Consider the following 22,514-nt stretch of genomic DNA (forward strand, 5'->3'; position numbering starts at 1 on the left):
GCCGGGCGGGAATCCCCCCAAAGCCGAAAAACCCCCCGAAACCGAAAACCCTGGACAACCGAAACCCAAAAACTCCAACCAAACCCTACCCTTGGCGCTGCAGCGTGATAACCAAAAAGCGAGGTCGAGGGATGACACGGAACAGCGACACCAGTCGCGTCATCATCCCGGAGACCTGCCCGCCGGCGAGGCACCCCCACCCCAAGGTTGCACCCCAACAACCCACCCCGAAACCCCAACAAGGCGACATGAATTGCCAACACAGCACCCCAAACTGCTAACACGGCGACGCAGAATGCATACACGGCGACGTGAGATTCCAACATGGCGACGCAGAATGCTGACACGCCCGCGCAGAACGCATACACGGCGACGCGAACTGCTAACACGGCGACCTGAGTTGCTAACACGACGCCGCGAAACGCCAACACGGCGACGTGAGGTGCTGACACGGGACCGAACCCGCACCCGCGGAGCCCCTAGACCCGCAGGTGCTGCAGTTTCTCGGGGTTGACCTGGTCGTAGATGCCGACGATGAGGCCGTCGCGGAGGGCGACGGTCTGCACGTGCACGTCCATGTCGTGATAGCGGCCGCCGCCGTCCATGGCGGGTATGTGGAAGCCGACGTCGCCGTTGACGAGGACGGGGCGGGCTGCGGCGAAGGCGCCGGGCGGGTAGGTGGTGAGCAGTCCGGCGAAGAAGCGGGCGATCTTGTCGGCGCCGGTCATGATGCGGCGGGTGGTGCGGCCCTTGCCGTCGGAGTCGCCGATGAGCACGACGTCGGGGTGGAGGATCTCGCGACGGCGTGGACGTCGCCGGTGGCCATGGCGGCGATGAGCGCTTCGAGAACGTGCCGGCGTTCGTCGTGGGTGGTCCGTGGGGGCGGGTCGGCGTCGCGGACGGCGCGGCGTCCGCGGGAGGCGTGTTGGCGGGCGGTGTCGGTGGTGCAGCCGAGGATGCCGGCGATCTCGGCGAACGGGACGTCGAAGGCGTCGTGGAGGACGAACGCGACGCGTTGTGGAGGCGGCAGGGTGTCGAGGACGACCATGGCGGCCATGCGCACACCGTCGTCGGCGATGACCGACTCCAACGGGTCCGGGGGTCCGTGCGAGGTGATGGGTGTGACGATCGGTTCGGGCAGCCACGGTCCGACGTAACGCTCGCGGCGCGTCTGCGCCGACCGCAGCCGGTCGAGGCACAGCCGGGCGACGACGGTGGTGAGCCAGGCCTGGAGGTCGCGCGGCGCGGAGCCGGCGTCGGTGTCGAGGGCCGCCAGGCGCAGCCACGCCTCCTGCACGGCGTCCTCGGCGTCGGCGACGGAGCCGGTGAGGCGGTAGCCCACGGCGATCAGGTGTGGCCGGAGGGCGTCGAAGCGTGCGGCGAGCGGGCCGGGGCCCGTGCCGCCGGTGGCGCCGCGGTCTTCGGACGTCCCCGTCGACGTGTCGGACATGCGGTGAGTATGCCCGCTGGGGGGTGTCGGACGCCTGGCCTAAGGTGGAGACGTGGCGGGACGGATCCGGGACAGCGACATCGCACAGGTGCGCGAGCGCAATCGGATCGACGACGTCGTGGGCGAGTACGTCGCGCTGCGCCGCGCGGGCGGTGGGGCCTTGAAGGGCCTGTGCCCGTTCCACGAGGAGAAGACGCCGTCGATGAATGTGCGGGCCACGCACGGCACCTTCCACTGCTTCGGCTGTGGTGAGGGCGGCGACGTCATCAAGTTCATCATGCAGATCGAGCACCTGCCTTTCGTGGAGGCGGTGGAGCGGCTCGCCGACCGCATCGGCCTGCAGCTGACCTACGAGGGCGGCGGCCGCGACGTCCGCAGGGAGAACCGCGGCACGCGGTTGCGGCTGGTGGAGGCGCACAAGGCGGCGCAGGCGTTCTACGCCGAGCAGCTGGCCACGCCCGAGGCGGAGGCGGCCCGCACGTTCCTCAAGGAGCGCGGGTTCGACCAGCCTCGGCGGCGAAGTTCGGCTGCGGGTTCGCGCCCGGCGGCTGGGACAAGCTCACCAAGCACCTGCTGAACAACGGTTTCGAGCTGGCCGAGCTGTACAAGGCGCAGATCTCGAAGGAGGGCCGCAGCGGGCCGATCGACGGTTCCACCGGCGGTTGGTGTGGCCGATCAAGGACCGTGGCGGCGACGTCGTCGGTTTCGGCGCGCGCCGGCTGTTCGACGACGACCCCATCCAGGCCAAGTACCTCAACACCAGCGAGAGCCCGATCTACAAGAAGTCGCAGGTGCTGTTCGGGCTCGACCTGGCCAAGCGCGAGATCGCCAAGCGGCACCAGGTGGTGGTCGTCGAGGGCTACACCGACGTGATGGCGATGCACGAGTCGGGCGTGCCGACCGCGGTCGCCTCGTCGGGCACCGCGTTCGGCGAGGAGCACATGCGGGTGCTGCGCCAGCTGATGATGGACGACGACGCCTTCCGCGGCGAGGTCATCTTCACCTTCGACGGCGATGCGGCCGGGCAGAAGGCGGCGCTGAAGGCGTTCGAGGGCGATCAGACGTTCGCCGGGCAGACCTACATCGCGATCGCGCCGGACGGCATGGATCCGTGCGAGCTGCGCCTGGCCAAGGGCGACGCCGCGGTGCGCGACCTGGTGGCGCGGCGCATCCCGCTGTTCGAGTTCGCCGTCCGCAGCCTGCTCGCCGACTACGACCTGGACTCCGTGGACGGTCAGGTGTCGGCGCTGCAGCGCACCGTTCCGCTCGTGGCGCAGATCAAGGACCGCGCCAAGCGGGACGGCTACGCCACGAAGCTCGCCTGGTGGACCGGGTGGCAGGACGAGGCGATGGTGGTGCGCCGGGTCCGCGAGTCCGCGGGGGCCCCGATGAAGGCGAGCGGTCGGCGTCCCGCGCCGCGCGCGGAGGCCGGTTCGGCGGATTCGGCGGAGCAGCAGGCGATTCCCCGTCCGCACCCCCGCGATCCGGAGCGGGTCGCGCAGCGCGAGGTGCTCAAGGCCGCGTTGCAGGAGCCGGCGTTGGCGGGTCCGCAGTACGACGCGCTGCCCGAGGACGCCTTCACCCATCCCGGATACGTCGCGGTGCACCGGGCGCTGTTGGCGGCGGGTGGCACGGCGTCGGGCCTGTCGGGCCCCGGGTTGCTGGAGGCCGCGTCGCGGCACGCCGAGCAGCCGGGGGTGGCGTCGCTGCTGTCGGAGCTGGCGGTGGAGTCGTTCCAGTCGGTGAGTGAACCCGACACCCGCTACGTCCAGTCGATGCTCTCGGCCGTGCAGGAGAACCTGGTGGCGCGGCAGATCGGCGAACTGAAGTCGCGGCTCCAGCGACTGTCCCCTGTGGACGCCGCGGACGAGTACCGGGAGTTGTTCGGTGATCTCGTCGCGTTGGAGGAGTACCGGAAGGCCTTGAAGGAACAGGCGTCGGGCGGGTTCGAATGATGTTGTCGCGGTGGTGGCGCCGGGTGTCGGGTCCGGCCGTGTCGGACGCATTGCGGGACGCGCTCGCCGAGGGCGAGGACATCGTCGGGGCGGCGCCCGCGCACGGCGGGCACGTGGCCGTGACTCACCTCGGCCTGTGGCTGCCCGGGGACGCCGGCCCGCGCCGCGTCGGGTGGCACCTGGTGAGCAAGGCCGCGTGGTCCGACGGGGTGCTCACGGTCGTCGAGGCCGTCGAGGTCGAGGACCTGGACGGTGCGGTGCTGTTGCGGGATCTGCCGCCGGTGCGGTTGGAGGTGCCGCGGGCGGGCCGGTTGCCCGAGCTCGTGCGCAGGCGCGTCGAGAGTGCCATCCGGGCACGGCATCGCAAGGACCTCGCCGACGGCGGGGGAGTGTGGTTCGTGCTGCGCAAGGTGCCCGGCACCGACGGCGTGGTGCTGCAGGCCCGGCCGGACACCGGGACCGACGTCGATGCGGTGCGCGCGATGGCGCGGGAGGCGGCGCAGCTGCTGTCCGGCGATCCGTAAACCGTACGCCTGTACGGCTGTAACCTCTTGCAGTACGCTTGTACGGTATGTGGGATCCGGTGGCGTATCAAACATATGGTGACCTGCGGGGACGTCCGTTCCACGAGCTCCTGGCCCGGGTGCCTGTCGAGGCGCCGCGGCGCGTGGTCGACGTCGGCTGCGGTCCGGGAACTCTGACGGCGACGCTGCGCGAACGCTGGCCCGGCGCGGAACTGGAGGCCTTCGACTCCTCGTCCGAGATGGTCGAGGCGGCGCGGGCGGCGGGCCTGGCGGCCGAAGTGGTCGACGCGCGCGAGTGGGTGCCGCGGCCGGACACCGACGTCGTGATCAGCAACGCCACGTTGCAGTGGATCCCGGAGCATCGCGACCTGTTACGACGCTGGGTGACCGCGCTGCCCGCGGGCGCCTGGTCGGCGATGCAGGTGCCCGGCAATTTCGACGCCCCGTCACACGTGCTCACCCGGCAACTCGCCGCGAGCGACGAGTGGCGTTCCCGCCTGGGCCCGGGGTTGCTGCGCGGCGCCGAGACGGTGTCCGACCCGGTCGAGTACGCCGAACTGCTGGCCGACGCGGGATGCGCCGTCGACGCCTGGGAGACGACCTACGTGCACGCGCTGGAGGGCCCCGACGCGGTGCTGAGGTGGATCACCGGTACGGCGCTGCGGCCGATCCGCGCGGCGCTCGGCGACGACGACTGGGAGGCGTTCCGCGGCGAGCTCGGTGAGCGGCTCGCGGAGGCCTACCCGCGACGGTCGGACGGTACGACATGGCTGCCGTTCCGCCGCGTCTTCGCCGTCGCCCGAACGCCGTGACCAGCCCGTCCGCGGGTCGGTTCGGGCCGGCTCGCACCAGGTGCGAACCGGTTCCGACCGGCTCAGCTCCGAGGCGAACCCTCGAACGGCATGCGCTCGCCGACCTTCTCGCCGAGCTTGGCGCGAGCGACGCCCGCCGCGCCCTGCACGGCCGGATGGTCGGCCACCTTGCGGTAGGTCCGCACGATCTGCTCGTACCGAGCGTGGCCGGCACGAGCGCCCAGAACGTAGCCGACGGCTGCGCCCAGCAGGAACTTGTTCATAGCGCCGAGCCTCCTCGTGGCTGTGTCGTTGAAGGGGTCATTCTGCACGGTGCGGCTCGGTGTCGGGCCGGGTACCCGGGGGTAACAGGCAGTGACGTGCCGTGGGGACCCCCGTGTCACGGCGCTGCCGGGCATGGTCTACAGTTACTACCCGTCGGACAGCACAGTCCGGAGACAACAGAACATTCCCCCATAGCTCAACTGGCAGAGCATTCGGCTGTTAACCGGAGGGTTGTTGGTTCGAATCCAACTGGGGGAGCATCAGCCCAGGCCGTAGGCTGGGTTTTTTGTTACCCGCTGGCCTGGCCTGATTCTCCGGGAATTCTGCACTTTCGGTCCTATACTCGTCGTCGATGAGTGCCACGGATCGCGAGGACCAGTCGGCGCAGGACCTGCGGGTACGCCGTTGGCCGGACGAGCTGGCGCACGACGAGCTGCGGTTGCAGTGGCAGTTTCTCGACTTCCTGCGCATGACCGCGGTCGGCAAGGTGTCCGGACTCGACCGCGCTTCGGCTGCCACCGCGCCCGTCGCCACGTCGCCGAGGCTGACCGCGCTCGGCGTCCTGAAGCACCTCACCGCCGTCGAACGGCACTGGATCTCGATCGTCGTCGCCGGTGCCGACCTTCCTTCCCTGTGGCCCGGTGCTCCCGACCCCTCGTGGGATCTATCCGATGTGGACACCCCGCGGTCGGTCATTGCCGCCTACCGAAGGGAATGGGGGCTGTCCGCCGCGGCGCTGACGGGTGTGTCACCCGACGATCTCACCGCGGAAGGGCGGCACACCGTTCGCTGGGTCCTGGCCCACGTCGTCCAGGAGACCGGCCGCCACGTCGGGCACCTCGATCTGCTGCGTGAGTTGGCCGACGGTTCCGTCGGCGAGTGACACAGAGTGACACCGCCCGAGGGGCGGCGCCTCTGCTGTCCGAATTGGACGAATTCGCCGTGGGGCCGCCTCCCGCACGTTTCCGCGGCCCGCTCCAGGGGTACGTGCCCGGAGCATGGAGGCCGACATCACGATCACTGTCGACGGTGAGCAGCATCGGCTCGTCACGGACACGCGCACCACACTGCTCGACGTCCTGCGCGACCGGCTGGGCATCTTCTCCCCGAAGAAGGGCTGTGACCACGGCCAGTGCGGCACGTGCACGGTGCTGCTGGACGGCCGGAGGGCCACGACCTGCCTGGCGCTCGCCGTGGCGCACGACGGCGCTCACGTCACCACCAGCGCGGGGCTGGAGTCCGACGACCGGGGACAGGCGCTGCACCAGGCGTTCCTCGACCACGACGGCTTCCAGTGCGGCTACTGCACCCCCGGCCAGATCTGTTCCGCCGCGGGGATGCTGGACGAAGCAGAGGCAGGCTGGGCCAGCGCGGTCACCGAGGACGTCCGCACCGAACCCGAGCTCGACGACGGCGAGATCGCCGAACGCATGAGCGGGAACCTGTGCCGCTGCGGTGCGTACGCAGGCATCGTCACGGCCATCCGCGAGGTCGCCGGCAGAACCAACGGCCACGCCGGCGCCGACGGCAACCGCGACGGTGGCGGCGACCTCGCGGACGGCGACGGCCAGGTGCACGGAGAGGTGGCGAGCCGATGACCCGCTCGCTCGAACGCACCAACGCGGTCGGCGAGGACACCGCACGGGTCGACGGACGGGCCAAGATCGCCGGCCGCGCACCGTATGCCTACGAGCACCCGGTCGACCGGCCCGCGTACGCTCACCCGATCCAGGCCACCATCGCCGTGGGCCGGGTCCGGGGTATGGACAGCGAACGCGCGCTCGCCGTCGAGGGCGTCCACGCAGTGCTGACCCCGGACAACGCCCCGCGACTGCGTACGGGGCAGGACGCCGAGCTGGAGATCCTGCAGGAACCGGACGTCGCGTTCCGCGGCCAGCTCATCGGATGCGTGGTCGCCGACACCCCGGAGATCGCGCGGCACGCCGCCGACCTCGTCGAGGTCGACTACGAGCGCCGTGACCACGACGTTTCCTTCCCCCGCGAATCGTTCGACCTGTACCGGCCCGACGTGGTCAACCCGAGTTACGAGACCGACACCGACGACGGCGACGTCGGCACCGCACTGGCGAGCGCGGACGTGCGGGTCGAGGGTGAGTACCGGACGGCGCGGAACCACAACAACCCGCTCGAGCCGCACACGACCGTGGCCGTGTGGGACGCCGACGGCCTCACGCTCCACGACTCCACCCAGGGGGTGCACTCGCTGCGCGAGGTCGTCGCCGGACTGTTCGACCTGGACGAATCGCAGATCCGGGTTCTCGCCCCGTACGTCGGCGGAGGCTTCGGGTCGAAGGGCACGCCCCACGCCCACGTGGTGCTCGCGGCGCTGGCGGCGAAACGTATGCCCGGCAGGCCGGTGAAGCTCGCCCTCACGCGCCAGCAGACGTTCACCCTCACCGGATACCGCACCCCCACCGTGCAGCGGGTCGCGCTGGGAGCGGACCGGGACGGCCGGATCGACGCCCTCGCAGTGGACGTGGAGGAACAGACCTCCCGGATCAAGGAGTACGCCGAGCAGACCGGAGTTCCGTCCCGCACCATGTACGCCGCGCCGAACCGGCGTACGAGCCACCGGCTCGCGACGCTGGACGTGCCGGTGCCGTCGTGGATGCGCGCGCCCGGCGTGTGCCCCGGCATGTTCGGCCCCGAGGTCGCGATGGACGAGCTCGCCGAGCGATGCGGTCTCGACCCGATCGAGCTCCGCCTGCGCAACGAGCCGGACCGCGATCCCGAGACCGGCAAGCCGTACTCGAGCCGCAACCTGGCCGAATGCCTGCGGGTGGGCGCGCGCCGGTTCGGCTGGGCGTCCCGTCCCGCCGAACCCCGGCAGACGCGGCAGGGGGAGTGGTGGATCGGCACCGGTGTGGCGTCGTCGACCTACCCGGTGCACCACTCGCCGGGCTCCGCGGCGCGGATCGAACGCGAGACGGACGGGCGCTACCGGGTGAGCATCGGCGCCGTCGACATCGGAACGGGCGCGTGGACGGTGCTCGGCCAGATCGCGGCCGACGCGCTGGGCGTCCCGTTCGAGGACGTCGTCGTGAGGGTCGGGGACACGAATCTGCCGTTCGCCTCGGTTGCCGGCGGCTCGTCGGGCACCGCGAACTGGGGATCGGCGGTGGTGGCCGCGGCGCAGGGTTTCCGTGCGCGGTTCGGCGACGACGACCCTCCCGCCGGGTCCGAGCACACCGAGGTCGCCCCGGAGAATCCCGACACCGAGCGGTTCGCCATGCACGCGTTCGGCGCACAGTTCGCCGAGGTGCACGTCAGTGCCGACACCGGTGAGGTCCGCGTACCCCGGCTGTTCGGCGTGTTCGCCACGGGTCGGATCGTCAACCCGCGCCTGGCCCGTTCGCAGTTCCTCGGTGGGATGACGATGGGCCTGTCGATGGCTCTGCACGAGGACGGCGTCATGGACGAGCGGCTCGGCATGGTGGTCAACCACGACCTCGCCGAGTACCACGTCGCCACCAACGCCGACGTGCCTTCGGTGGAGGCCGAGTGGATCGACGAGGACGACCCGCACGTGAACGCCATGGGCACCAAGGGGATCGGCGAGATCGGCATCGTCGGCACGGCCGCGGCGATCGCCAACGCCGCCTACCACGCGACCGGGGTGCGCGTGCGCGAGCTGCCTGTCACCGCCGACCGGTTCCTCGCCTCGTGAGCAGGGGAGCAGCACTCGTCGGACGAGTGGCGCCCGTGGCGCCTACGCCCGGTGGCCCTGCAGCCGCCGCACGGTCGCGGTGAGCGCACCACGGGCCATCGGCACCTTGAAGCCGTTGCCGTCCAACGGTTCCGCGTCGGCCAGCTCGGCGTCGGCGGCGCGGGCGACGCGGTCGTCGGTGGCGGGGCCGCCGCGCAGGGTGTCCTCCGCCCGACGCGCCCGCCACGGTTTGTGCGCGAGGCCGCCGAAGGCGATCCGGGCGTCGCGGATCGTGCCGCTGTCGTCGACGTCGAGGGCGGCGGCCACCGACACGAGGGCGAAGGCGTACGAGGCGCGGTCGCGCACCTTGCGGTAGGCCGAGTTCGCGGCGAACGGCCGAGCGGGCAGTTCGACGGCTGTGATGAGGTCGCCGTGGTCGAGCACTGTGTCGCGGTCGGGCTCGTCGCCGGGGAGGCGGTGCAGTTCCTCGGCGGGGATGCTGCGCGCCCCGCCGGGCCCGTGCACGTGGACGGTCGCGTCGAGCGCGACCATCGCCACCGCCATGTCGGACGGATGCGTGGCGACACAGTGCCGGGACGCGCCCAGGATCGCGTGGTAGCGCTGGTATCCCTCGAGCGCGGAGCAGCCGGAACCGGGTTCGCGCTTGTTGCAGGGCGTGGTCACGTCCTGGAAGTAGGGGCAGCGGGTCCGCTGGAGCAGATTCCCGCCGACGGTCGCGAGATTGCGGAGCTGGCCGGACGCGCCGGACAGCAGCGCCTCGGCGAGCACCGGGTACCTCGCCCGCACGTCCGGGTGGGCGGCGGTGTCGCTGTTGCGCGCCGTGGCGCCGAGGCGCAGCCCGCCGTCGGCGGTCGGGACGATGTCGTCCAGCGGCAGGTGCGTGACGTCCACGAGATGTTCCGGCGCGGTGACTCCGAGCTTGAGGTGGTCCACGAGGTTCGTACCGCCGCCGAGGAACGACGCGGCGGGGTTCCGTGCCACGGTGTCCACCGCGGTCGACACGTCGTCGGCACGTCGGTACTCGAACGGGATCACAGGCGCCTTCCTTTCCGGTGACGACCCCGGCCGCGACGCGTTGTGCCGCGCCGCGCCCACCGCGCGGGCGTACCCGTCCGGCGTTCCCTGACACCCATCGCGCTAAACGGCGTGCGATGCTCCCGAGCGGCCTCGGTATGCTCCGGCGTCGGTTCGGCAGTGAGGCATGGTCATGGACATTGCAGCGATCTATCTGGTGGCCGCACTCGGTGCGGGTGGACTCGCGATGGCGGTGAAACTGCCGCCGCTGGTGGGCTTCCTCGTCGCCGGGTTCGGCCTGAACGCGGCCGGTGTCGAGGAGATGCCCGGTCTGCAGACGCTGGCCGACCTGGGCGTCACGCTGCTGCTGTTCGGCATCGGGCTCAAGCTCGACCTCCGGTCGCTGGTGAAGCCGCGGGTGTGGGCCACGGCGGTGGCGCACATGGGTTTCAGCGTCCTCATCGGACTGGCCGCGCTGCTGGCCATCACACCGCTCGGGTTCACGCTCGTCGCGGAGACCGACCTGGGCGACCTCGCCATCGTCGCGCTCGCGCTCTCGTTCTCCTCGACGGTGTTCGTGATCAAGATCCTCGACGAACGCGGCGACAACCAGACGCTCTACGGCCGCATCGCGATCGGCGTGCTGATCATGCAGGACATCGTCGCCGCCGTCGTGCTGACCGTGTCCAAGGGGAAGGTGCCGTCGCCGTGGGCGCTGGCGTTGGTGCTCGTCGTGCCGGGTGTGTGGCTCGTGGGCAAGGCATGGGACCGCATCACGTCCGTCGAGCTGGCCGCGCTGTTCGGGCTGACGATGGCGTTGGTGCCCGGGTACGTGCTGTTCGAACTCGTCGGGCTGAAGGGCGACCTGGGTGCCCTCCTGCTCGGTGCGCTGCTCGCCGGGCACCGCAGGGCCGCCGAGCTCTCGCGGATGTTGTTCACCGGCAAGGAAGTGCTGCTGATCGCGTTCTTCGTGAGCATCGGCCTCACCGGCACCCCGACGTGGGAGGCGTTCGGCATCGCGGCACTGCTGAACCTGCTGATCCCGGTGAAGATCGTCGCGTTCTTCGGACTGCTGTGGGCTGTTGCGGCTGCGGTACCGTACTGCGGCACTGACGGGACTCTCGCTGGGCAACTACTCCGAGTTCGCGCTCATCGTCGCGACCGTCGTCGCCGCGACCGGTGCGCTGGCCGAGGAATGGGTCGTCGTGCTCGCGCTCGCCGTGGCGATCAGCTTCCTCGTGTCGGCGGTGCTCAACCGGCTCTCGCCGGCCGTCGAGGCATGGCTCAACCGCACCCTTCCCCGGCAGCAGGCTGACCGGCTCACCCCCGACGACTGCCCCATCGACCTCGGCGACGCCGACACGATCGTGCTCGGCATGGGACGCGTCGGTACGGCGACCGTGGAACGGTTGCACGCCGCGCACGGACGGCGTGCCGTCGGCGTCGAACACGACCCCGTCCGGGTCGAGCAGCTCCGCGAGCAGGGCTATCGCGTCGTGGAAGCCGACGCGACCGACATCGACTTCTGGCAGCGCGTGCAACGGTCGGGCCGGGTGGGGCTCGTCGTGCTGGCCATGCCGTTCCAGGGTGACAACGTCCAGGTCCTGGAGCTGCTGCGCGGCAACGGATTCACCGGCAGGGTCGCGGCCATCGCCCAGCGCGCCACGGACGTCGAGGAGCTGCGCGCCTACGGCGCTGACGCGGCGTTCAACCTCTACGGGTCCGCCGGTGAGAGCCTCGCCGACCACGCCGCCGAACCGACGGAACCGGGCCCCGCTGTCCGGAGCGAGTGACACCGCCCGCCCGGACTCGGCGCGGTCCGATCATTCGGCGAGCCGGGGTCACTCGGTGAGGAAGTCGACGACGAGCGGGCCGGCGACGTCGCGGCGCTCCTCGAAGTAGGCGTGCCGCGCGCCCGGGATCAGCTCGAGTCGAGCGCCGGGGATCCGCTCGGCCAGCAACGCGGCGTTGGCGGCCGGGTTGAACACGTCGTCCTCGCCGTGCACCACGAGGGTCGGCGCGGTGATCGTCGGCAGGTCGTCCCAGGCGTCGTGCCGGGCACTGGCGATACGGTGTTTGCGCAGCACGTACTGCGGGGTGTCGCGTTCGCCGATCGTGCGGTACGGGCCGGGATTCTCGGCGAGCCACTCCGGGGTGTACATCAGCTCCAGCAGCGCCCGGCGGACCGCCTTCGCCGAATACTGCGTGAGGCTGCGGCCGACGGCCTCGTCCCGTTCCACGGCGTGCGGACCGCCGGGGGAGGTGCACCCGAGCACGAGCCGATCGACCCGGCTCGGGTGCGCCGCCGCCAGCCGCTGCGCGATGCGCCCGCCCATCGACGTGCCGTAGACGTGGGCGCGTTCCACGTCCGCCGCGTCGAGGACGGTGACGACGTCGGCGGCGAACTGCTCGATGCTGTAGGAGTCGTCGTCGGGCTTGTCGCTGTCGCCGATGCCCCGGTGATCCATGGTGAGCACCCGGAACACCGGGGTGAAGTCGGCCAGTGCCGCATCCCACCACCGGTGTCCGTTCGACTGGCCCGCGATGAGCACGAGCGTCGCCGCGGCGTCGTCGGAGCGGCCTTGAACCCGGTAGTGGAGCGCGGTCCCGTCGGCCGCCGACGCGTGAGGCACGCGCCGATCCTACGTGGACACCTCCTCGGCGCGCGCGCTCGCACGGCGTCGCCCGACCCAACCGACTGCGACGTCGACGAGCAGGAACGCCACCAGGCTGAGGCCGAGCAGCGGGACGAACCAGCCGATCCCGACCGCGGCGAGCGTGCCCACCGCCAACGCCCACGGTGGGACCCGTCGCCACTGCCCGCGCGGAATGGGGGTGCCGAACGCGCGACGTGCGCCCCGCTGCCACCACATGCGGTAGCCGAGCACCGTCATCGCCGCCAGGCCGAGCCCGAGCGCCACGAGCAGGATCTGGTTGGCCCAGCCGAACAGGCTGCCCATGTGCAGGTCGATGCCCCACCGGGCGAGCTTCGCGACCAGCGGGTAGTCCTCGAACCGCACCTCGTCGACGACCTCGCCCTGTGCGGCGTCGACGGCGACCGCGTCGACCTGCGTCGGCCAGCTCCGGTCGATCTCGGTGACCGCCCACGCCCCGCCGTCCTCGGCCGGGGGAGTGATCTCGAGCTGTCCCGCGTCGATGTCGGCCCCGCGCGCGGCCCGGAGCACCTCGTCGACGTCGGCCGCATCGGTGTGCCCGGCGTGGTCCCCGTGCCCGCCGTGACTGCCGTGGCCGTGGTCTCCATGTCCCTCGTGACTGCCGTGTCCCTCGTGTCCGGCGTGTCCCTCGTGTCCGGCGTGTTCGCCTCCGGAGGCGTCGAGCTCCGGGGTGTTCCAGCCGAGCGCGGCGCGCAGGTCGGAGACGTTGGCGCCGGCGTAGGCCGACCAGGTCAGCCCCGTGGCCGACAACATCAGCGCCCCGGCCAGCACCCACACGCCGAGCCTGCCGTGCCACCGCACCGTGCGCGCCCGCCCGGACGTGACCGTGCCAGACACCGCCTTGCCGGATGCCGCTTTCCCGGTTGCGGCTTTCGCGGATGCCGTGCGGGTGCGGCGGCGGGCCAGCCACAGGGCGAGGCCGCCGACGGCGACGACGGCGAGCCACGATGCCGCCAGTTCGCTGTACACCCGGCCCGGCTCGCCGAGCAGCAGACTGCGGTGCAGCTGGTCGAGCGTCATGCGCAGCGGCAGCACGCCGCTGGTTCCGTAGGTGGTGAGTTCGCCGGTGATCGCGGCGTCGCCGGGGTCGACGAACACGGTGTGCCATTCCGACTCGCCCAGTTCGGGTGTCGTGAACAGCACCCGCGTCGTGTCGCCCGCCTCCGGTGCGGGGCGTACCGCGTGCAGGGCGCCGTCGGGTGTCGCCTGCTCGGCGGCGTGCACCTGGTCGGCCAGCGGCAACGGTGTCGCCGTGGACGTCGCGGTGAGTTCGTCGTGATACAGCCACGATTCCAGCTGCGGGGTGAGCGCGTAGCCGGTGCCGGTGAGCGCGGCGATGAGGATGAACGGGCCGACGAGGATGCCGGCGTAGAAGTGCAGCCGCAGCACGAGCCCGCGCCACGGTCGTGCGCCGCCGCCCCGAGAGGCGGCGCCCGGGGTGTGCTCGGGGGGCGACTCGGCGGTGGATTCCGGCGTGGGGTCGGGTTCGGGGGTCGGATCGGGGTCGCCCGGTGGGCGCACGGTGGTTTCGGACATGACAGCTCGCTCCAGTGACGGCGTGGACACGTGGACGCGCGCCGGCCGCACCCGGGGCTCGGGTGCGGCGGGCGGTGCACGTGGAAAGGGTGAGGACTGCGGAGCTGCGGGTCAGGGCGGACCGCGCCGGCCGTGGACCCGGCGGCACAGCACGTCGAAGGTGGCGCGCTGCGGCGGGTCCGTGGGGCGGGGCGTGCGGGCCGGGCCCGCCACGGAGAGCGTGCCCGGACGCTGCGGAAGCCGGGCGACGAGCGCGTCGATCAGCGCGAACAGCGTCCGTTCGGCGCCGTTGAGCGCGGCGAACACGATCAGCGTGGCCGTGACGTGTGCGACGGCCATGGTCGCGGTGTCCCCGCCGCCGTGGGCGCGTGGCCGGAGCCGAGGGACAGCACGGTGTGCACGGCCAGCTGCCCCAGGACGAGCAGGGCGAGCAGGGTCGCGGGCCGGAGGCGCACCCGCGCCAGTCCGGTCGCGAGCGTGCCGAGCGCGAGGATCGGACCGGCCACGACGGGCCAGTCCGGCAGTGCGCCACCGGCGGCCGCGTGCGCGACCACGGCGAGCAGTGCGGTGGACAGTCCGGCGGCGGCGCCGCGCAGCAGCCGCGGCGCGCCGGTCGTCAGGCCACCGCCTCTCGGTCCACCGCCGCGCGCACACATGGCGGGCAGGGTACCGCCGCCGGGGCCGCACCCCAAGGTCGACGCCGGGGCGGTGGGATGTTGTACGGGCGTGCCGTAGTGGGGTTAAGCTCGGTGGCGGTCCATATCCACTCATATCGACTCAGGTGCGCCGGTCCGGGCGAGCGGTGCCACCGAAGAACGGAGAGCCTCGGCCGTGGCCCGAACACCCGCTGCACGGTCCGTGGTCGCCGTTCTCGCCCTGTCGGGCATCGCCGTCGCGCTCATGCAGACGCTCGCCGTGCCGCTGTTGCCGGAGTTCCCGCGGCTGCTCGACACCACGCCCTCGACCGCGGCGTGGCTCATCACGATCACCCTGCTGACCGGCGCGGTCTTCGCGCCGGTCCTCGGCCGGCTCGGGGACATGTACGGCAAGCGGCGGATGCTGCTGGCGGCGCTCGCGTCGATGACCGTCGGCAGCGCCATCGGAGCGATGACCAGCGAGGTCGCCGTCGTCCTGGTGGCCCGCGGGCTGCAGGGCGTGGCCATCGGCGTGATCCCGCTCGGTATCAGCATCATGCGCGACGAACTGCCTCCCGAGCGGGTCGGCACGGGTATCGCCGTGATGAGCTCGACCCTCGGCGCGGGCGGCGCGGTCGGCCTGCCGTTGACCGGATTCGTCGCCGAACAGGCCGACTGGCACTGGCTGTTCTGGGGCTCGGCCCTCTTCGGTCTGGTGCAGATGCTGCTGGTGTGGGCGCTCGTGCCCGAGTCGTCGGTGCGCAGCGGCGGGCGGTTCGACGTGCTCGGCGCGACCGGCCTGTCGGCCGGTCTGCTGTGCCTGTTGCTACCGGTCTCCCGCGGCAGTGAATGGGGCTGGGACAGTCCGCTCGTCCTGGGCCTGCTGGTCGCCTCGGTGGTGATCCTCCTGGGGTGGGGCTGGTACGAGCTGCGCGGGCCGGCGGCTCCCCTGGTCGACCTGCGCGTCTCGGCGCGACCGGCCGTACTGCTGACCAACATCGCGTCCGTGCTGATCGGCGTCGCCATGTTCGCCGGCTTCATGGTCAGCGCGCAGATGCTCCAGGCGCCCGCGGCCACCGGCTACGGCTTCGACCTCTCGCTCATGGAGAGCGGACTGGCGCTGCTGCCCGTCGGCGGGGCGATGGTGGTGTTCTCTCCGCTGTCGGCCGTGATCTCGCGGCGTTGGGGGCCGCGGGTGACCGTGGTGATCGGCGCGGCGATCCTCGCGCTCGGCAACATCGCCAGGGCGTTCGTGCACGCCCCGCTGGTCGCCGCGATCGCCACCGTCATCGCGACCGCCATCGGCGCCGCCCTCGCCTACGGCGCCGTGCCCGCGCTGATCATGCGGGCGGTACCGCAGTCGGAGACAGCCGCGGCGAACAGTCTCAACGCCCTGTGCCGGTCGATCGGCACCTCCAGTTGCAGCGCGGTCATCGCCACCGTCACGGCGGGCATCGTCGTGCGCATCGACGGGGTCGTGCTGCCCGGTATCGACGCCTACACCGTGGTGTTCCTCATCGCCGGCGGCGCCGGCGTACTCGCGGGCGTGCTCGCCGCCGTGACGCCCGGTCCTCCCGCCGACCCAGCGGCCGCCACAGGGCCCGCCCCCGAAGCCGAAGGCGGCTCCCGTTCCGGAGTCGAGCCGGTGACCGCGTCCGCGGGGTCGCGTGTCCCCGCCGAGGGCAGTGCAGGCGGCCCGCGTGGCGCGCGGGATACTCGGGCCCGTGCAGACCGGTGACAGTCCAGCGCCTGCCGAATCCGTGCGCGCGCCCGTGATCCGCTTCCGGGGCCGGACCATGCGCCGGGACCGGCCGTTGGTGATGGCGATCGTCAACCGCACGCCCGACTCGTTCTACGACCGCGGCGCGACCTACGGCACCGCCGAGCTCTCGACGCGGCCGACCGCGTGGTCGCCGAGGGCGCGACATCATCGACGTCGGCGGGGTGAAGGCCGGTCCGGGCGCCGACGTGGACGTCGACGAGGAGACCCGCCGCGTCGTGCCGTTCGTCGCGCAACTGCGCGCGCGGTTCCCCGACGTGGCGATCAGCGTCGACACGTGGCGCCGCGAGGTGGGGCGGCGGGCGTGCGCCGAGGGCGCCGATCTGATCAACGACACGTGGGCCGGGGCCGATCCGGCGCTGGCCGAGGTCGCCGCCGAGTTCGGCGCGGGCTACGTCTGCTCGCACACCGGCGGCGCCGTGCCGCGCACCCGCCCGCACCGCGTGCGCTATCCGGACGTCGTCGCCGACGTGATCGCCGAGGTGACGGGCCGGGCCGAGGAGCTCGTCCGGCTCGGCGTGCCCGCCGACGGTCTGCTCGTCGACCCGACGCACGACTTCGGCAAGAACACGTGGCACTCGCTGACGCTCACCCGTGAGCTCGGCCGGCTGGTCGACACCGGGTGGCCCGTGCTGGTGGCGTTGTCCAACAAGGATTTCGTCGGCGAGGCACTGGACCTGCCGGTCGAGCGGCGGCTGTACGGCACGCTCGCCGCGACAGCCGTGTGCGCCTGGCAGGGTGCGGCGGTTTTCCGGGCGCACAACGTCGCCGAGACGTGCCAGGCCCTCGAGATGGTGTCGGTGATCAAAGGCGACAAAACACCCGCGCACGTCATCCGCGGTCTCACCTGAGGGTTCCATTCAGCTGATCAGCATCCTGACGAGCGCGCCGTCGCGGGGTACCGTGTCGACTACGTCAGAGGCGAACCGTGTGGAGGGCTCTCATGGGTGTGAGCGATTGGATCCGGTCGTGGCCGGTCTTTCGCCAGCTCACCGGGGCCGACCGGCTCGGCAGGGGAGACGCCGCCGCGTCCCCGCCGTCGCGGGAGCGCGAACCGCGCACCGAGGATGCCGCGCGCGTGGCCAGTTCGGTGTGCCCCTACTGCGCCGTCGGCTGTGCGCAGAACGTCTACGTCGGCAAGGACGAGACGGCCGAGCACGGCGAGCGCGTCCTGCAGATCGAGGGCAACCCCGACAGTCCCGTCTCGCGCGGCCGGCTGTGCCCGAAGGGCTCGGCGAGCAAGCAGCTCGTCACGGGCGACCACCGCGAGGACCGGGTGCTGTACCGGGCGCGTACGGCACCGAGTGGCAGGAGCTGCCCCTCGAGACGGCGATGGACATGGTCGCCGACCGTGTGCTCGAGGCCCGGCGCAAGGGCTGGCAGGACGCCGACGCCGACGGCCGCCCGCTGCGCCGCACCCGCGGCATCGCCAGCCTCGGCGGCGCGACGCTCGACAACGAAGAGAACTACCTGATCAAGAAGCTCTTCACCGCACTCGGGGCGATCCAGATCGAGAACCAGGCGCGCATTTGACACTCCGCCACGGTTCCCGGTCTGGGAGCTCCTTCGGTCGCGGTGGCGCGACGGACTATCAGCAGGACCTGGCTAACGCCGACTGCATCGTCGTCATGGGCTCGAACATGGCGGAGGCCCACCCGGTGGGGTTCCAGTGGGTCATGGAGGCCAAGCGCGCGGCGCCACGGTCATCCACATCGACCCGCGCTTCACCAGGACGAGTGCGGTCGCCGACCGGCACGTCGCGTTGCGGGCGGGCTCGGACATCGCGTTCCTCGGCGGGGTGATCAACCACATCCTGTCCAACGACCTGGACTTCCGGGAGTACGTCAGCGCCTACACCAACGCGAGCTTCCTGGTGCACGAGGACTTCGCCGACACCGAGGACCTCGACGGCCTGTTCTCGGGCTACGACCCCGATCAGGCAGCTACGACACGTCGACGTGGCAGTACGAGAACGGCGTCGGTGAGAGCTCCGTCGAGGGGCGTCGGCACCGGGAGGAGTCGGCCGGCGAACAGGCCGGTTCCGGCGGGCCGATACTCGAGAGCGGCACCGGGATCGTCACCGATCCGACGCTGGAGCATCCGCGCTGCGTGTTCCAGATCCTCAAACGGCACTTCTCCCGCTACACCCCGGAGATGGTCGAGCGGGTCTGCGGCGTGCCCGCCGAGGACTTCCTCGCGGTGTGCCGGGCGTGGACGCAGGCCTCGGGGCGGGATCGCACGTCGGCGCTCGTGTACTCGGTGGGCTGGACGCAACACTCGATGGGCGCGCAGTACATCCGGGCCGGCGCGATCATCCAGTTGCTGCTCGGCAACATCGGCCGCCCCGGCGGCGGGGTCCTCGCGCTGCGCGGGCACGCCAGCATCCAGGGCTCGACCGACATCCCGACGCTGTACAACCTGCTGCCGGGCTACCTGCCGATGCCGGATGCGCGGCACGAGGGCAAGCACGACTACGTCGAGGCGATCCGCGGCCGCCACCAGAAGGGCTTCTGGCACAACGCCGACGACTATCTGGTGTCGCTGCTCAAGGAGTACTGGGGCGAGGCGGCCACCGCCGAGAACGATTACTGCTTCGACCACCTGCCGCGCATCGACGGCGATCACGGCACCTATCGCACCGTGATGGACATGATCGACGGCGAGGTGTTCGGGTACTTCCTGCTCGGCCAGAACCCGGCCGTCGGTTCCGCGCACGGACGCCTGCAACGGCTCGGCATGGCGAACCTCGACTGGCTCGTCGTCCGCGACCTGACGATGATCGAGAGCGCCGAGTTCTGGCGCAACGCCCCGGAGATCGAGACCGGGGAGATCGTGGCCGAGGAATGTCGCACCGAGGTGTTCTTCTTCCCCGCGGCCTCGCACGTCGAGAAGGAGGGCACCTTCACCCAGACCCAGCGGCTGCTGCAGTGGCGCGACCGCGCGCTCGAACCGACCGGCGACCGGCGTTCGGAACTGTGGTTCACCTACCACCTCGGACGGTTGCTGCGGCAGAAACTGGCCTCCTCGACCGACCCGCGCGACCGGCCTCTGCTCGAGTTGGCCTGGGACTACGAACTCGAGGGCGGTGACGAGTTCGCCGAGCCTTCCGCCGATCACGTGCTGCGCCGCATCAACGGGGTCGACCTGCGCACCGGCGAGGTCGTCGACAGCTACCTGGACCTGCGGGCCGACGGCAGCACCGCCGCGGGCTGCTGGATCTACAGCGGGGTCTACGCCGGCGGGGTCAACCACGCGCGGGCCCGCACCGACCGGGAGAAGCAGGACGAGGTCGCCCACGACTGGGGTTGGGCGTGGCCGGCGAACCGGCGGGTGCTCTACAACCGCGCGTCGGCCGATCCGGACGGGAACCCGTGGAGCGAACGGAAGAAGCTCGTCTGGTGGGACGCCGACCGTCGCGAGTGGACCGGTCACGACATCCCCGACTTCCCGAAGCACACGCCACCGGACTTCCGTCCCGAGGACGGCGACGCCGGTCCGGATGCGCTCGCCGGTGACGACCCGTTCATCATGCAGGCCGACGGGAAGGCGTGGCTGTTCGCGCCGAGCGGCGTCGTCGACGGCCCGTTGCCGACGCACTACGAGCCGCACGAGTCGCCGATGCGCAATCCGCTCTACGGCCAGCAGGGCAGCCCGGTGCGGAAGGTCTACGGCCGCGGCGACAACCCGTCGAACCCGGCCCCGCCGGAGGCCGGCGGCGAGGTGTTCCCGTTCGTGTTCACCGCGGCCCGCCTCACCGAGCACCACACGGCGGGCGGCATGAGCAGGCAGCTGGCGTACCTGTCGGAGCTGCAGCCGTCGCTGTTCGTGGAGGTCTCCCCGCAGCTCGCGGCCGAGCGCGGGCTCGAGCACCTCGACTGGGCGCACGTCGTGACGAGCCGGGCCGCCGTCGACGCGCGGGTGCTCGTGACCGAGCGGATGCGTCCGCTGCGCCTGGACGGCAGGGTGGTGCACCAGGTGTGGATGCCGTACCACTGGGGCCCCAGCGGGAAGGTCGAGGGTGACGTCGTCAACGACCTGCTCGGGGTCGTGCTCGACCCGAACACGATGATCCAGGAGAGCAAGGTCGCCACGTGCGACATCCGCCCCGGCCGCCGGCCGCGAGGCCGGGAGCTGCTGGCGTACCTGGAGGCCTATCGCCGGCGGGCGGGCGTGACCGTGGACACCGGAACGGACCGGATGACGGCCGGGACGACGGAGATGACTGTGCGGGAGGAGGAATCGTGACCGTATCTCGGGAGAGCTTCTACGGGCCGCTCGACGATGTCGCGGGTGATGCCGGGTACGCCGACCACCCCGAACGCGTCGGGTTCTTCACCGACACGTCGGTGTGCATCGGCTGCAAGGCGTGCGAGGTGGCGTGCAAGGAATGGAACCTGCTCCCCGACGACGGGTTCGACCTGCTCGGCATGTCGTTCGACAACACCGGTGAGCTGAGCGCCAACTCGTGGCGGCACGTGGCGTTCATCGAACAGCCGGCGCCTCCGCGGGAGGCCGAGTCTCCGGGGGACTTGGGGCCCTCCGCCGACACGGCCACGGCCGTCGACCTCGGCCTGCCGTCGTTCGACCTGCCGGGTGCGAGCACGGGGGAGGAGACGCGGACCGACTTCCGGTGGTTGATGAGTTCCGACGTCTGCAAGCACTGCACCCACGCCGGATGTCTGGACGTGTGCCCGACCGGCGCGCTGTTCCGCACCGAGTTCGGCACGGTCGTGGTGCAGGACGACATCTGCAACGGCTGCGGGTACTGCGTGTCCGGTTGTCCCTACGGCGTCATCGACCGCCGCGAGGGCGACGGCAGGGCGTGGAAGTGCACGATGTGCTATGACCGGCTGCGGGGCGGCATGGAACCGGCCTGCGCCAAGGCATGCCCGACCGACTCGATCCAATTCGGACCGCTCGACGAACTGCGTGAGCGGGCCCGGCAGCGGGTGGAGACGCTGCACGACCGCGGCATCACCGAGGCGCGGTTGTACGGCGAGGACCCGAACGACGGCGTCGGTGGGGACGGCGCGTTCTTCCTGTTGCTCGACGAACCCGAGGTGTACGGACTGCCGCCGGACCCCGTGGTGCCGACGCGGGACGCGGGCTCGATGTGGGCCAAGGCGGGCGTGGCGGCGGCCGCGTTTGCCGCCGCGGCCGTGTCCGTGTTCGTCGGACGGAGCGGGCGATGAGCCGCACGCTCGGACGCCTGACGGGCGGGGACGGCACCAAGGAGGAACGCGCGGTGCCGCAGGCGTCGTTCCGGTCGTACTACGGCAGGCCCGTGCTGAAGGAACCGGTGTGGGACTGGCTCGTGCCGGCGTACCTGTTCGCGGGAGGACTGTCGGCGGCGTGCGCCGAACTCGCCGCCGGGGCCGATCTGACGCGCCGGCCGCGACTGCGGAAGGTCTCCCGGATCGGCGCGCTGGGCGGACTCGGGGCGAGCATGTACTTCCTCATCGCCGACCTGGGCCGGCCGGAGCGGTTCCACCACATGCTGCGCGTGGCCAAACCCAGTTCGCCGATGAGCGTGGGCACGTGGATCCTCGTGGCCTACGGACCGGGCGTCGGCGCCGCGGCGGCCGCCGAGCTGATGCCGGTGCGGCTGCGGCGCACCGTGCTGGGCAGGCTCGTCGGGAAGCTGGCCCGGCCGGCGGGACTGTCGTCGGCGGCGGTCGCCCCCGGCGTCGCGTCGTACACCGCGGTGCTGTTGTCGCACACCGCGGTGCCGGCGTGGAACGAGGCGCGCGAGTGGCTGCCGTTCGTGTTCACCGGCTCGGCCGCCGCGAGCGGCGGTGGGTTCGCGATGGTGTGCGCGCCCGTCGAGGAGGCCGAGCCCGCGCGGCGGATGGCGGCGATCGGCGCGGTCGCGGAACTGGTCACCTCGCGTCAGCTCGACGAGCGGCTCGGCGTCGTCAGCGAGGCGTACCGCACCGGCAAGGCACATCGGCTCCGGCAGTGGTCGGAGTACCTGACCGCCGGCGGGGCACTGGGCAGTCTGTTCGCCGGGCGCAGTCGGGCCGTGGCGGTGGCGTCCGGGGTGGCGTTGGTGGCGGGCAGCGCACTGCAACGGCTCGGCATCTTCGAGGCCGGGGTCGAGTCCACGAAGGACCCGAAGTACGTCGTCGTGCCGCAACGCGAGCGCGTCGATCGGGGCAGGTCGGCGAGTTCCGAGCAGTAA

General features: G+C 71.5%; 16 protein-coding genes, 1 tRNA gene and 4 pseudogenes. 14 read left to right on the forward strand and 7 right to left on the reverse strand.

Going from position 1 to position 22,514, the window contains the following annotated elements; all coding sequences use genetic code 11:
* Positions 1-479: 479 nt before the first annotated feature.
* Positions 480-1,450 (reverse strand): annotated as a pseudogene (locus tag BJF85_RS25490) (sigma-70 family RNA polymerase sigma factor).
* A 52-nt stretch (positions 1,451-1,502) separates the two neighbouring features.
* Between BJF85_RS25490 and dnaG the strand changes: the two are divergent.
* The 3 genes and pseudogenes from dnaG (at position 1,503) to BJF85_RS25505 (ending at position 4,741) form a co-directional block, all read left to right on the forward strand.
* Positions 1,503-3,405, forward strand: a pseudogene (dnaG, locus tag BJF85_RS25495) (DNA primase).
* Complete coding sequence (locus BJF85_RS25500) at positions 3,405-3,929, forward strand: hypothetical protein (protein ID WP_075850557.1); 525 nt, start codon at positions 3,405-3,407, stop codon at positions 3,927-3,929. The pseudogene dnaG and the gene BJF85_RS25500 overlap by 1 nt, the downstream one beginning before the upstream one ends.
* A gap of 47 nt (positions 3,930-3,976) precedes the next feature.
* On the forward strand, positions 3,977-4,741 hold the full coding sequence (locus BJF85_RS25505; protein ID WP_075850467.1) for a trans-aconitate 2-methyltransferase: 765 nt from the start codon (positions 3,977-3,979) through the stop codon (positions 4,739-4,741).
* Between the two features lie 62 nt (positions 4,742-4,803).
* Here the strand turns inward: BJF85_RS25505 and BJF85_RS25510 are convergent, their stop codons facing one another.
* The gene (locus BJF85_RS25510) at positions 4,804-5,004 is read right to left on the reverse strand and encodes a hypothetical protein (RefSeq protein ID WP_075850468.1); all 201 of its coding nucleotides are present in this window, start codon (positions 5,002-5,004) and stop codon (positions 4,804-4,806) included.
* Positions 5,005-5,190: 186 nt separating this feature from the next.
* Between BJF85_RS25510 and BJF85_RS25515 the strand changes: the two genes are divergently transcribed.
* From BJF85_RS25515 to BJF85_RS25530, 4 genes are all read left to right on the forward strand, one after another.
* Positions 5,191-5,263, forward strand: a tRNA-Asn gene (locus BJF85_RS25515).
* Between the two features lie 94 nt (positions 5,264-5,357).
* The gene (locus BJF85_RS25520; protein ID WP_075850469.1) at positions 5,358-5,888 is read left to right on the forward strand and encodes a DUF664 domain-containing protein; all 531 of its coding nucleotides are present in this window, start codon (positions 5,358-5,360) and stop codon (positions 5,886-5,888) included.
* Positions 5,889-6,003: 115 nt separating this feature from the next.
* On the forward strand, positions 6,004-6,603 hold the full coding sequence (locus tag BJF85_RS25525; protein WP_083666705.1) for a 2Fe-2S iron-sulfur cluster-binding protein: 600 nt from the start codon (positions 6,004-6,006) through the stop codon (positions 6,601-6,603).
* A complete protein-coding gene (locus BJF85_RS25530) occupies positions 6,600-8,693 on the forward strand; it encodes a xanthine dehydrogenase family protein molybdopterin-binding subunit (protein ID WP_075850470.1) in 2,094 nt (697 codons plus the stop codon). The genes BJF85_RS25525 and BJF85_RS25530 overlap by 4 nt, the downstream gene beginning before the upstream one ends.
* A gap of 42 nt (positions 8,694-8,735) precedes the next feature.
* Here the strand turns inward: BJF85_RS25530 and BJF85_RS25535 are convergent, their stop codons facing one another.
* Entirely contained in the window at positions 8,736-9,728 is a 993-nt protein-coding gene (locus tag BJF85_RS25535; protein ID WP_075850471.1) for a xanthine dehydrogenase family protein subunit M, read from the reverse strand.
* A gap of 172 nt (positions 9,729-9,900) precedes the next feature.
* Here BJF85_RS25535 and BJF85_RS25540 point away from each other — a divergent pair, with 172 nt between their 5' ends.
* Entirely contained in the window at positions 9,901-11,022 is a 1,122-nt protein-coding gene (locus tag BJF85_RS25540) for a cation:proton antiporter (protein ID WP_222844676.1), read from the forward strand.
* On the forward strand, positions 10,913-11,500 hold the full coding sequence (locus tag BJF85_RS29300) for an NAD(P)-binding protein (RefSeq protein ID WP_222844677.1): 588 nt from the start codon (positions 10,913-10,915) through the stop codon (positions 11,498-11,500). Before BJF85_RS25540 ends, BJF85_RS29300 begins: the two co-directional genes overlap by 110 nt.
* 48 nt (positions 11,501-11,548) lie before the next feature.
* Here the strand turns inward: BJF85_RS29300 and BJF85_RS25545 are convergent, their stop codons facing one another.
* The 4 genes from BJF85_RS25545 to BJF85_RS25560 all read right to left on the reverse strand — a co-directional run bounded on the left by BJF85_RS25545 (position 11,549) and on the right by BJF85_RS25560 (position 14,574).
* Positions 11,549-12,340, reverse strand: a complete 792-nt coding sequence (locus BJF85_RS25545) for an alpha/beta fold hydrolase (protein ID WP_075850472.1) — start codon at positions 12,338-12,340, stop codon at positions 11,549-11,551.
* Positions 12,341-12,349: 9 nt separating this feature from the next.
* Positions 12,350-13,918 (reverse strand): PepSY domain-containing protein, encoded by a 1,569-nt coding sequence (locus tag BJF85_RS25550; RefSeq protein WP_083666706.1) that lies wholly within the window; start codon positions 13,916-13,918, stop codon positions 12,350-12,352.
* A 111-nt stretch (positions 13,919-14,029) separates the two neighbouring features.
* On the reverse strand, positions 14,030-14,257 hold the full coding sequence (locus BJF85_RS25555) for a hypothetical protein (RefSeq protein ID WP_075850473.1): 228 nt from the start codon (positions 14,255-14,257) through the stop codon (positions 14,030-14,032).
* The gene (locus BJF85_RS25560; RefSeq protein WP_075850474.1) at positions 14,227-14,574 is read right to left on the reverse strand and encodes a hypothetical protein; all 348 of its coding nucleotides are present in this window, start codon (positions 14,572-14,574) and stop codon (positions 14,227-14,229) included. The genes BJF85_RS25555 and BJF85_RS25560 overlap by 31 nt, the downstream gene beginning before the upstream one ends.
* A 175-nt stretch (positions 14,575-14,749) precedes the next feature.
* Between BJF85_RS25560 and BJF85_RS25565 the strand changes: the two genes are divergently transcribed.
* The 5 genes and pseudogenes from BJF85_RS25565 to nrfD all read left to right on the forward strand — a co-directional run bounded on the left by BJF85_RS25565 (position 14,750) and on the right by nrfD (position 22,514).
* Positions 14,750-16,291 carry an MFS transporter gene (locus BJF85_RS25565; protein ID WP_255375937.1) on the forward strand — a complete coding sequence of 514 codons (1,542 nt, stop codon included), beginning with the start codon at positions 14,750-14,752 and terminating at the stop codon, positions 16,289-16,291.
* 58 nt (positions 16,292-16,349) lie between these two features.
* A pseudogene (gene folP / locus BJF85_RS25570) lies at positions 16,350-17,184 on the forward strand (dihydropteroate synthase).
* Positions 17,185-17,276: 92 nt separating this feature from the next.
* Positions 17,277-20,578: pseudogene (gene fdh / locus BJF85_RS25580) on the forward strand (formate dehydrogenase).
* Positions 20,575-21,525, forward strand: a complete 951-nt coding sequence (locus BJF85_RS25585) for a 4Fe-4S dicluster domain-containing protein (RefSeq protein WP_075850476.1) — start codon at positions 20,575-20,577, stop codon at positions 21,523-21,525. The pseudogene fdh and the gene BJF85_RS25585 overlap by 4 nt, the downstream one beginning before the upstream one ends.
* Positions 21,522-22,514, forward strand: a complete 993-nt coding sequence (nrfD, locus tag BJF85_RS25590) for an NrfD/PsrC family molybdoenzyme membrane anchor subunit (RefSeq protein WP_075850477.1) — start codon at positions 21,522-21,524, stop codon at positions 22,512-22,514. Before BJF85_RS25585 ends, nrfD begins: the two co-directional genes overlap by 4 nt.

The organism is Saccharomonospora sp. CUA-673, assembly GCF_001942305.1.
In the GTDB taxonomy this organism is placed as follows: domain Bacteria; phylum Actinomycetota; class Actinomycetes; order Mycobacteriales; family Pseudonocardiaceae; genus Prauserella.